The organism is Alloalcanivorax sp. (assembly GCF_964221125.1).
GTDB classification, from domain to species: domain Bacteria; phylum Pseudomonadota; class Gammaproteobacteria; order Pseudomonadales; family Alcanivoracaceae; genus Alloalcanivorax; species Alloalcanivorax venustensis.
Genome location: NZ_CAXPXK010000095.1, coordinates 1 through 9,669, shown reverse-complemented (window position 1 = coordinate 9,669; position 9,669 = coordinate 1). Strand labels below are relative to the sequence as shown.

General features: G+C 66.1%; 12 protein-coding genes. 1 reads left to right on the top strand and 11 read right to left on the bottom strand.

Features of this window, described 5'->3' with window-relative positions; all coding sequences use genetic code 11:
- The 6 genes from ACEQZD_RS11215 to paaA all read right to left on the bottom strand — a co-directional run.
- Positions 1-765, bottom strand: a 765-nt coding sequence (locus ACEQZD_RS11215) for an aldehyde dehydrogenase family protein (RefSeq protein ID WP_370185488.1), incomplete at its 3' end; no start/stop codon positions are given.
- An 89-nt stretch (positions 766-854) separates the two neighbouring features.
- The gene (gene paaE, locus ACEQZD_RS11210; protein WP_370185486.1) at positions 855-1,931 is read right to left on the bottom strand and encodes a 1,2-phenylacetyl-CoA epoxidase subunit PaaE; all 1,077 of its coding nucleotides are present in this window, start codon (positions 1,929-1,931) and stop codon (positions 855-857) included.
- Between the two features lie 2 nt (positions 1,932-1,933).
- Positions 1,934-2,473, bottom strand: a complete 540-nt coding sequence (gene paaD, locus ACEQZD_RS11205; protein WP_370185484.1) for a 1,2-phenylacetyl-CoA epoxidase subunit PaaD — start codon at positions 2,471-2,473, stop codon at positions 1,934-1,936.
- Between the two features lie 5 nt (positions 2,474-2,478).
- Positions 2,479-3,234 carry a 1,2-phenylacetyl-CoA epoxidase subunit PaaC gene (gene paaC / locus ACEQZD_RS11200; RefSeq protein WP_370185482.1) on the bottom strand — a complete coding sequence of 252 codons (756 nt, stop codon included), beginning with the start codon at positions 3,232-3,234 and terminating at the stop codon, positions 2,479-2,481.
- On the bottom strand, positions 3,234-3,515 hold the full coding sequence (paaB, locus tag ACEQZD_RS11195; RefSeq protein WP_067608777.1) for a 1,2-phenylacetyl-CoA epoxidase subunit PaaB: 282 nt from the start codon (positions 3,513-3,515) through the stop codon (positions 3,234-3,236). The genes paaC and paaB overlap by 1 nt, the downstream gene beginning before the upstream one ends.
- Before the next feature lie 24 nt (positions 3,516-3,539).
- On the bottom strand, positions 3,540-4,526 hold the full coding sequence (gene paaA / locus ACEQZD_RS11190) for a 1,2-phenylacetyl-CoA epoxidase subunit PaaA (RefSeq protein ID WP_370185479.1): 987 nt from the start codon (positions 4,524-4,526) through the stop codon (positions 3,540-3,542).
- Positions 4,527-4,910: 384 nt separating this feature from the next.
- Here paaA and ACEQZD_RS11185 point away from each other — a divergent pair, with 384 nt between their 5' ends.
- On the top strand, positions 4,911-6,179 hold the full coding sequence (locus ACEQZD_RS11185; protein WP_370185477.1) for a diguanylate cyclase domain-containing protein: 1,269 nt from the start codon (positions 4,911-4,913) through the stop codon (positions 6,177-6,179).
- Between the two features lie 2 nt (positions 6,180-6,181).
- Here ACEQZD_RS11185 and ACEQZD_RS11180 read toward each other — a convergent pair whose 3' ends face one another.
- The 5 genes from ACEQZD_RS11180 to ACEQZD_RS11160 form a co-directional block, all read right to left on the bottom strand.
- Positions 6,182-6,919, bottom strand: a complete 738-nt coding sequence (locus ACEQZD_RS11180; protein WP_370185475.1) for a TFIIB-type zinc ribbon-containing protein — start codon at positions 6,917-6,919, stop codon at positions 6,182-6,184.
- Between the two features lie 21 nt (positions 6,920-6,940).
- The gene (locus tag ACEQZD_RS11175) at positions 6,941-7,525 is read right to left on the bottom strand and encodes a DJ-1/PfpI family protein (protein WP_370185473.1); all 585 of its coding nucleotides are present in this window, start codon (positions 7,523-7,525) and stop codon (positions 6,941-6,943) included.
- A 13-nt stretch (positions 7,526-7,538) separates the two neighbouring features.
- Positions 7,539-8,723 (bottom strand): bifunctional diaminohydroxyphosphoribosylaminopyrimidine deaminase/5-amino-6-(5-phosphoribosylamino)uracil reductase RibD, encoded by a 1,185-nt coding sequence (gene ribD / locus ACEQZD_RS11170; RefSeq protein ID WP_370185471.1) that lies wholly within the window; start codon positions 8,721-8,723, stop codon positions 7,539-7,541.
- The gene (gene nrdR, locus ACEQZD_RS11165) at positions 8,720-9,214 is read right to left on the bottom strand and encodes a transcriptional regulator NrdR (RefSeq protein WP_142947402.1); all 495 of its coding nucleotides are present in this window, start codon (positions 9,212-9,214) and stop codon (positions 8,720-8,722) included. The genes ribD and nrdR overlap by 4 nt, the downstream gene beginning before the upstream one ends.
- Before the next feature lie 62 nt (positions 9,215-9,276).
- Complete coding sequence (locus ACEQZD_RS11160) at positions 9,277-9,618, bottom strand: four helix bundle protein (RefSeq protein ID WP_370185469.1); 342 nt, start codon at positions 9,616-9,618, stop codon at positions 9,277-9,279.
- Positions 9,619-9,669: the final 51 nt, after the last annotated feature.

The window sequence follows — 9,669 nt, the reverse complement described above, 5'->3', positions numbered from 1 at the left end:
TTCGGCGTTGAAGGGGATGGAGCGGTTGATGACGTTGGGGTGCGCGCGCAGTTTGCGGGCGGTGTCCGCGGAGCCGGTGAAGGTGATCACGTCCTGTTCGTCGAGCTGGTCGAGCAGATCCCCGGTGCCGCCGATCACCAGTTGCAGGGCGCCTTCGGGCAGCGCGCCGGAGTCTTGCATGAGGCGCACGCAGGCCGCGGTGACATAGCTGGTGGCGGTGGCCGGTTTGACGATGCAGGGCATGCCGGCGAGGAAGTTGGCGGCGAATTTTTCCAGCATGCCCCAGACCGGGAAGTTGAAGGCGTTGATGTGCACGGCGACGCCGCCGCGCGGCACCAGGATGTGGGTGCCGGCGAAGTGGTTGTTCTTTCCGAGGGGGATCACCGGGCCTTCGTGGACCACGTTGCCGGAGGGCAGCTCTTTGCGGCCCATGCTGGCGTAGGCGAACAGGGTGCCGAAGCCGCCGTCGATGTCGAAGGCGTTGTCGCCTTTGGTGGCGCCGGTGTGGCGCGACAGCTTATAGAGTTCTTTTTTGTGTTCCTGCAGGTGAAGCGCCATGGCCTTGAGGCGGGCGGCGCGTTCCTGGAAGTCGAGCTTGAGCAGTGCTTTGACGCCGGTGGTGCGGCCGTAGTGCACGGCGGCGGCGAAGTCCGGGGTGTCGTCGTGGGCGTGCGCGACGATCTCGCCGTTGATGGCGCTGGCCAGCGGCTTGCCGGGCTGGCTGCCGAGCCATTGGCCGGCGAGGTAGCTTTGGAGGACGGTCATGGCGTGGCTCCTTGTTGATCGGTGTGTTGTTCGCGGCGGGGCCGCTCGTTCGCGGGCAGGGCCCGCTCCCACAAGGGCCCGCGAAGGTTTTAAGGCTGGTCGAAATCCAGGACGACTTTGTCGGTTAAGGGATAGCTCTGGCACGAGAGCACATAGCCCGCGTCGATTTCGTAATCTTCCAGGGCGAAGTTGTTGTCCATCTCCACCTCCCCTTCCACCACCTTGCAGCGGCAGGTGGAGCAGACGCCGGCCTTGCAGGAGAACGGCAGGTCGGCGCCTTCTTTGTTGGCGGCGTCGAGGATGTTGACGCTGTCGCGAGGTACGCGGAAGTCGAGCTGGCGGCCGTCGCTGATGATGGAGACTTCGGTTTTGGCTTCGTCGTCGGCCACTTCTTCCGGGGCGCGGTGTTTGCGTTGCGGTTGGCCTTCCACGCCGAACAGTTCGAAGTGCACGCGGCTTTTTTCCAGGCCGTTGGCGATGAGCCGCTCCTTGACGGTGTCGGTCATGGATTGCGGGCCGCACAGGAAGGCGGCGTGCAGGTTCGGGGTGTCCAGCCAGCGGCTGAAGATGGCGTCGCATTTGTGCGCGTCGATACGGCCGTTGTAGAGATCCACGTCCTGCTGTTCACGGCTGAACATATAGATGATGTTGAGTCGGCCCAGGTAGGCGTTTTTCAGGTCGCTGAGCGCTTCGCGGAACAGGGTGGAGCCGCTGGAACGATTGCCGTACATCAGCGTGAACTGGCTGTTGGGTTCGGCTTCCAGCGTGGTCTTGATGATGGACAGGATCGGCGTGATGCCGCTGCCGGCGGCCACCGCCAGGTAATGCGCCTCGCGTTGTGGGTCCAGGTCGATGTGGAAGTGGCCGGTGGGCGGCATGACTTCCAGGGTGTCGCCTTCCTTGAGTTCGCCGTTGGCGAAGCCGGAGAAGCGGCCGCCGGGGACTTTCTTCACCGCCACGCGCAGGTCGCCGTCGTTGACGCCGGTGCAGATGGAGTAGGAGCGGCGCACTTCCTCGCCGTCCATTTGGGTGCGCACGATCAGGTGCTGGCCCTGGGTGAAGCGGAAGGTGTCGTTCAGTTCCGGCGGCACGTCGAAGGCGATGGAGACCGCTTCGCGGGTTTCCGGGCGCACTTCGCGAATCTTGAGAGAATGAAATTGAGTCATGGTCAGAGGCACTTAAAGTAGTCGAACGGTTCCAGGCACTGGCGGCACTGGTAGAGCGCCTTGCAGGCGGTGGAGCCGAATTCACTGATTCGCCGGGTGTCGGTGCCGCCGCAGTGCGGGCACTCGGCGGGGCCGGGGTCCAGCAGCGTGTCCCTGCCCTCTCCGACTGCCGGCGGCGCGATGCCGTAGTCGCGGAGCTGTTGGCGGCCTTTGTCGGTGATCCAGTCGGTGGTCCAGGCCGGCGCCAGCACCCGCTCGATGCGCGGGTTCCGGAAGCCGGTTTCGATCAGCGCCTGTTCCACGTCGCGCTCGATCACTTCGGTGGCCGGGCAGCCGGAATAGGTGGGCGACACTTTCACGTGCAGATGGTCGCTGTCCCATTCCACGGCGCGGATCATGCCCAGGTCGACGACGCTGACCACCGGCACTTCCGGGTCCATCACCTCACTCAGACAGTCCCAGGCGCGCGGCAGGTCCGCTTCGCCCAGGGGCGTGCCGGTGAACACCGCCCGCTCACGGAAAATCAGCTCACCAGGTGGCATCGGGCTCACCATGTGGCATCAGGATAGGCCCGCGGCAGGTACTGCATTTCGGCGAGCAGAAAGCCGAGCTGTTCGGTGTGCTTGCCGTTCTTGCCGTCCAGGTAGAAGTGGCGCGCCGGTTCGGGCACGTCCAGGCCGGCCTGTTCCAGCACCCGGCTCACTTCCGCGCGCCAGGCGTCGCCCACGTTGCCGGCGCCGATGCCGGCTTCCGCCAGTTCGTCTTCCACGGCGTCGGTGTCGGTGAGCTCGTAGGTGAAGCGCCACAGGTTCTGCACGGCGTCGGCCAGGCGGCGATGGCTTTCTTCGGTGCCCTGTCCCAGGCGCAGCATCCATTCGGTGGAGCGGCGGCGGTGGTAGCGGGCTTCTTTGAGGCCCTTGGCGGCCAGGCCGGCGATGCGTTCGTCGCTGGATTTACTCAGCCGGGTCAGTACCAAGTGGTGCCAGACGTCGAAGAAAAACTGTTTGGCGGTGGTCACCGCGTAGTCACCGCGCGGGTATTCCGCCAGCAGCAGGTTGCGGTATTCCCGTTCGTTGCGGCGGAAGGCGAGCTGGTCGGCGTCGCGGCCGTCGTCCAGCAGTTCAGCGGCGTAGTCGTACCAGTTGCGCGCCTGGCCGAGCAGGTCCAGGCCCACGTTCATCATCGCCACTTCTTCTTCCAGGGCCGGCGCCTTGCCGCACCATTCGCACAGGCGCTGGGCCAGCACCATGTCGGTGTCGGCGAGGCGCAGCAGGTATTCAGTCAGTGCTTGGTTCTGGCTCATCACATCTGATCCACTTCCGGGGGCAGCTTGTAGAAGCTGGCGTGGCGGTAGACCTTGTCTTCGGCCGGGTCGAAGAAGGCGTCTTTTTCGTCGCCGGCGGTGGCGGTGATCTGCGCGGCGGGCACCACCCAGATGCTCACGCCCTCGTTGCGACGGGTGTAGAGCTCGCGGGCGTTTTCCAGCGCCATGGTGGCGTCGGCGGCGTGCACGCTGCCCACGTGTTTATGGTTGAGGCCGTGCTTACTGCGCACGAAGACTTCAAAGAGGGTCCATTCAGCCATTTCGGTTCTCGTTGGTTAATCGGTTCAGGCGGCGCTGGCCTTCTGCTTCTCGGCGTAGGCCACGGCGGCGTCACGCACCCATTTGCCATCGTCGATGGCGCTTTTGCGCTGCTGGATGCGTTCGATGCCGGTGGGGCTGTGGCCCTTGAGCACGTCGAAGAATTCCTGCCAGTCGATGGCGCCGAAGTCGTAGTGGCCGGTTTCCTCGTTCCATTTCAGGTCCGGGTCCGGCGCGGTGCAGCCGAGGAATTCGAGCTGCGGCACGGTCTGGTCCAGAAAGCGCTGGCGCAGCTCGTCGTTGCTGTGGCGCTTGATCTTCCAGGCCATGGACTGGGCGGAGTTGGGCGAGTTGTCGTCGGAGGGGCCGAACATCATCAAGGAGGGCCACCAGAAGCGGTTGATGGCGTCCTGCACCATCTCTTTTTGCTCGTCGGTGCCCTCGCGCATCATGGTCAGCAGCACTTCGTAACCCTGGCGCTGGTGGAAGCTCTCTTCCTTGCAAACGCGGATCATGGCCCGCGCGTAGGGGCCGTAGGAGCAGCGCTGCAGCGGCACCTGGTTGACGATGGCGGCGCCGTCCACCAGCCAGCCGATGGCGCCCATGTCCGCCCAGCTGAGCGTGGGGTAGGTGAAGATGGAGGAGAACTTCACTTCGCCGCGGTGCAGTTTTTCGATTTCCTCGTCGCGGTCGGCGCCCAGGGTTTCCATGGCGCTGTACAGATAGAGGCCGTGGCCGGCTTCGTCCTGAATCTTGGCCATCAGCTGCAGTTTGCGCTTGAGGCTCGGCGCCCGGGTCAGCCAGTTGCCTTCCGGCAGCATGCCGACGATTTCCGAATGGGCGTGCTGGGAGATCTGGCGAATCAGCGTTTTGCGGTAGCCGTCGGGCATCCAGTTCTTGGGCTCGATCTTGGTCTCCGCGTCCACCTTCTCTTGAAAGTGCCGCTCTTCCGGGCTCATTTCGTCCCGATTTTTCAGACCTTTACTGCCGGTATCCACCTGTTGTGCGTACATGGGGCGCCTCCGTTGTCCGCTGTGGCGGTCGTGCCACGTATAGGTTCATTTTTATACGACACATAATTTAGTGTCAATACACTATTTATGTATCATTTAGGAGGAGGGCGCCGTCCGGGGCAGCGAGTAAAACGCCAACTTACTGATATGTATGGTTTTTAATGTTCACCATGGGCATCGATGCAGTTCCTTAAACAGCCTGATCAACCGCCCAATGACCGTTTTGCGATACATGAAAGTGGCGTTAAGGCCGCGTTGAAGAGGTATTCGTGAAGGCGCGCCCTGCCCCGCTTGCCCGCCGCCGGATGCTGAAACGAAGAAACAACGGTTTTGCCGGGTGTTTTTGGTATTCTTGCCGCTCATTTTTTAGTCGCCCCGGAAACCATGCCTGAACACTCTGCTTCCACCTTCCTGGCCGGCGCCGGGACGGATACCTGGACGCTGTGGCTGAACATCATGGCCACCGGCGCGGCCGTGGCGTTGTTGCTGCTGCTGAGTGTGTTCACCCTGGCGCTGTATCTGTACCGCGACCGGGAAGCGCCGGCGGCGCTGCAGTTCGCCCTGGCCAACCTGTGCGCCACGGTGTACATCGCCAGCGATCTGACCTCGCGGATCGACGCCGTGACCGGCGACCTGGACGCGGTGATGACGCCCTACCGCGTGGCGCTGAGCGCGGTGGTGATGGGGCTGGCGGCGCTGATCTGCATGCACCGGGTGCTGCGCCGCCGGCACGAGCCGCGCTGGCGGCTGGCGGCGGTTTACCTGGCCGGCGCTCTGTTGGCCAGCGTGCTGTGGGTGGATCATCCGGCGCTGATCATCGCCAGCAATCAGGCCACCATCGAGGGCAGCCAGGTGTTCGCGGATTACGGCGCCGCCGGCGCGCCCTTCTTCGTGCTGTGCATGGTGGCGTTCAGCTACACTAACTGGCGGATGGTGCGCCGCGCCCGGCGCACCGGTGGCACCCTGGCCTGGTGGCTGACGGTGATCGGCTTCGTGCTGGTGTTTCTCACCGGGGTGCATGACACCCTGCGCGAGATGGGCGTGGAATTGCTGCCGCTGAGCGCGCTGACGCCGGGGTTCGTGGCGTTCCAGGTGGCGGCGCTGGCGGCGATGGTGATTCATTACTCGCGCACGCTCAGCGAGCGCACCGAGACCGACCACCAGCTGCGGCACCTGGCGGACAAGGCCACCCGTGACCCGCTTTCAGGACTGTTCAACCGCGCCTTTCTGGAAAGCCATCTGGACGGCCTCGGACCCCACGCCCGGGGCGGTCTGCTGTTCATCGACCTGGATCATTTCAAGGTCGTTAACGACCGCTTCGGCCACACCCGGGGCGACGCCTTGCTGCGCGCCGTGGCGCAGCGCATCGACCACACCATGCGCGACGGCGACATCGCCTGCCGCTGGGGCGGCGACGAGTTCGTGGTGTTTCTGGCGGAGGCCAACCCGGACGCGGCGGACTCCATCGCCCGACGCCTGCTGGAGGCGTTCGAAAGCATCCCCGCCGGCGACAGCGAGGACCTGCGCATCGGCGCCAGCATGGGGTTCGCGGAGCTCACCGACGACGACTGGCGGCGCACCCTGCGCCGTGCCGACCAGGCGCTGTACCAGGCCAAGGACCGCGGCCGCGGCGTGGTCGCCATCGCCTCCTGAGGTCAGCCGCGCTGTCGGCGCCAGCCCCGCCATAGCAGCCAGGCGCCCCACACCATGGCCAGCACCATGATCGCCCGGCCGCTGTTCAGCGTCAGCGCCGCCAGCGTCTTGTCCCAGGCCAGCAGCCCGGTCTCGCCGAGAATGAATTCCCAATCATGGAAGCCGTAGGGGGAGGACTTGCCGTAGTTGCCGCCCAGTAGCGGCAGCTCGCCGGCACGGGCGTCGGCCATGTAGGGCGCGATGTCGAGAAAGTTCTCGCCGAACCACCACAGGCAGACGCTGGCGCCGAAGGTGTCGTGGCGCCGCAGCAGGGCGATGCCGCAAATCACCGGCACCAGCAGCTGCCCCAGGGTGCCGCCCAGGGAACCGATGAACTGGCCGAAAATGCCGAAGATCACGTGCCCGGCTTCGTGGAACGGCAGGTTCACGTTGTGCAGGAAGGCGGGCTGGTAACCGAGCTGGTGGAGGCTCTGTGTGATGTAGCTCCAGCCCCACACCACCAGACCCACCCAGAGCAGCGCGTAGAGGGCCGGGTAACGGTAGAGGGTCTCCGGTGGCACCAGCAGGCTCTGGAAAAACGCTTTCAGGCGCTCGGCGCGGTCCGGGCCCGGCGGGGTCTGATTTTCCCGCAGCTCGCGCTGGCGCTCCAGGTAGGCTTCGTACTTGTGAAAGACCAGCCCGCAGCCGCCGCAGGTGGTGTCCCCGGCGCCTCGCGGGTGCTCGCATTTGGGGCATTGCATGACGGCGACCTCCCCCCGAAATCAGCTCGCCCGGTGAAAATCCATCTGCCGTGTCGTGGCGGCGGCCAGGGTACGGCTCTGTAACCGTTCCACGAGATGCAGGCTCATATCAATGCCCGCGGAAATGCCGGCGGAGGTGACCACGTCGCCCTGATCCACCCAGCGCGGCCCGTCCTCCACCGTCAGCGCCGGGAAGCGGGTGCGCAAGGCGTCGATGTCTTCCCAGTGGGTGGTCACCCGGCGGCCGTCCAGGACACCGGCGGCGGCGAGCAGGAAGGCGCCGTTGCAGACCGAGGCGGTGAGCCGCGCCGCCGCCGAGACTTCCGCGATCCAGCCCACCACGGCCGCCTCGTTCATGACCTCGTCCACCACGCCGCCGGGCACCAGCACCACGTCGATCGGGGGATGATCCGCGAAGCTGTAATCCGGCTGAATCACCACGCCCGCGCGGCTGGTGGCCGGCCGCCGCCCGGCGGCCACCGAGAACACCGAAAACGGCGCGCCCTCCGGGGCCAGCCGGTTGGCGGTGGTGAACACTTCACAGGGGCCGGCGAAGTCGAGCAGTTCCACACCGGGGTACAGGTACACCCCCACGTTCAGGGTCATGTGCCGCCTCCGTTTACGGTCGGGTGAGCGTCAGGCGCAGGTCGTCGCCGACACGGCGCAGGTCGCTCCATTGCAGGCGGATCTGCTGGTCCATGCGCTCGAACGGCAGGTCCAGCAGGCCGCGGGCGTCGGCGCCCAGCAGCGTGGGGGCCAGGTAGACAATGAGCTCGTCGAACAGGGCCTCGCGGACGAAGGCCCCGGCCAGGGTGGCGCCGCATTCCACCAGCACTTCGTTGCATTCGCGGCGGGTCAACTCGGCGGTCAGGGCGTGCAGGTCGAGGCCGCGCCGTTCCGCGCGGGCGGCGGCGCCGGGCTCGGCGGGGTCGCTGGCGGCGCGGGCGCGGGGCAGCGCCAGCAGCTCGGCGCCGGCGTGTTCCAGCGCCCGGCGGCGCTCCTCCGGGGCGGCGCCCGGGTCGTCGGCGTGGGCGATCAGGCAGGGGCCATCGGCGGTGACCACCGGGCTGTCCACTGGGGTGCGCAGGGCCGGGTCGAGGATCACCCGCAGCGGCGCGCGGACCGGGCCGTCGGCGTACTCGCCATGCCGCCATTGTTCGGGACGCACGGTGTAGGAGGGCCGGTCCGCCAGCACCGTGCCAATGCCGGTGACGATGGCGCTGCTGCGCGCGCGCAGGCGCTGCACATCCTCGCGGGCCTCGGGCCCGGTAATCCACTGGGACTCACCGTTGGCCATGGCGGTGCGGCCGTCCAGGCTGGCGGCGGCCTTGATGCGGATCAATGGCCGCCCCTGGCTCATGCGCAGCACGAAGCCCGGGTTCAGGGCGCGGGCGTCCGCTTCCTGGAGACCGGTGTCCACCTGGATGCCGGCGTCGCGCAGCCGTTGCAGGCCGGTGCCGGCCACCTGGGGGTTGGGGTCTTCCATGGCGGCGACCACGCGTGCCACGCCGGCCTCGATCAGGGCGTCCGCGCAGGGGCCGGTACGGCCGGTGTGGGAGCAGGGTTCCAGGGTGACGTAGGCGGTGGCGCCGCGGGCGTGCTCGCCGGCGGTGGCCAGCGCGTTGCGCTCCGCGTGGGGGTCGCCGGCCCGGGCGTGGAAGCCCTCGGCGATGATCAGGCCGTCATGGGCCAGCACGCAGCCGACGCGCGGGTTGGGGTCGGTGGTATAGAACGCGCGCCGGGCCAGCTCCAGGGCCCGGGCCATGCACTCATGGTCGAAGTCGCTGAACCGCCCGGCGCTCATTGCTGCGGGGTATCGTCGTCTTGCGGTTCGCCGCCGCCGGCGCGGCCGCGCAGGCGGTCCACCTCGGCGGCGAATTCGGAAATGTCCTGGAAGCTGCGGTAGACCGAGGCGAAGCGCACATAGGCCACGTCGTCCAGCTGCTGCAGCGCCTCCATCACGAAGCCGCCCACCTGCCGGGCCGGCACCTCCCGCTCGCCGGTGGCGCGCAGACGGTGGCAGAGCCGGCTGATCGCCGCTTCCAGGTCCTCCACGCTCACCGGCCGCTTCTCCAGCGCCCGCAGCATGCCGGCGCGCAGCTTCTGCTCGTTGAACGGCTCGCGGGTGCCGTCGGACTTGATCACCCGGGGCATCACCAGCTCGGCGGTCTCGAAGGTGGTGAAGCGCTCGTTACAGCTCAGGCACTCCCGGCGCCGGCGCACCTGCCCGCCGTCCGCGACCAGACGCGAGTCGATCACCTTGGTGTCCTGAGCGGCGCAGAAAGGACAATACATGAGAGGACCAGTTAACAGTTAAGAATTAATAGTGAACAGTGAATAGCGAAAACACGGGGACATTATCGCCGACTTTTGGTGGTTTTGATAATGGCGATCAATATTCTCAGGAGTTGCCGGCAGTCCGCCTGCAAAGACTTCCCGGAATCCGGATGGAAGTAACCCGAGGCGGCCAACAAATCTATCCAGTAGTCCGTTTCATTGGCTTCTTTCAGGGCGACATGCATCTTGTGCACGAAATCCGCGCGGCTTTCCGCGTACTCGGCCTCACGCACCAGCGCTCCGATTGCGGTGCCGCTGCGCAGCAACTGCTTGCTTAAGACGTATTCCTGCTTCTCACTCTGCAGGTATTGGCAGCTTTTCACCACCCGCAACGCAAAAGCGCGGGATTTCTCCCGCGCCACGAACCTTCCCGTCATCCCTGACGCCTCGGTTTGGTTTCGCTATTAACTGTT

Coding starts and splice junctions, on each gene's coding strand:
- paaE (WP_370185486.1), bottom strand. CDS start 1,931: ATGACTCAATTTCATTCTCTCAAGATTCGCGAAGTGCGCCCGGAAACC.
- paaD (WP_370185484.1), bottom strand. CDS start 2,473: ATGCCACCTGGTGAGCTGATTTTCCGTGAGCGGGCGGTGTTCACCGGC.
- paaC (WP_370185482.1), bottom strand. CDS start 3,234: ATGAGCCAGAACCAAGCACTGACTGAATACCTGCTGCGCCTCGCCGAC.
- paaB (WP_067608777.1), bottom strand. CDS start 3,515: ATGGCTGAATGGACCCTCTTTGAAGTCTTCGTGCGCAGTAAGCACGGC.
- paaA (WP_370185479.1), bottom strand. CDS start 4,526: ATGTACGCACAACAGGTGGATACCGGCAGTAAAGGTCTGAAAAATCGG.
- ACEQZD_RS11185 (WP_370185477.1), top strand. CDS start 4,911: ATGCCTGAACACTCTGCTTCCACCTTCCTGGCCGGCGCCGGGACGGAT.
- ACEQZD_RS11180 (WP_370185475.1), bottom strand. CDS start 6,919: ATGCAATGCCCCAAATGCGAGCACCCGCGAGGCGCCGGGGACACCACC.
- ACEQZD_RS11175 (WP_370185473.1), bottom strand. CDS start 7,525: ATGACCCTGAACGTGGGGGTGTACCTGTACCCCGGTGTGGAACTGCTC.
- ribD (WP_370185471.1), bottom strand. CDS start 8,723: ATGAGCGCCGGGCGGTTCAGCGACTTCGACCATGAGTGCATGGCCCGG.
- nrdR (WP_142947402.1), bottom strand. CDS start 9,214: ATGTATTGTCCTTTCTGCGCCGCTCAGGACACCAAGGTGATCGACTCG.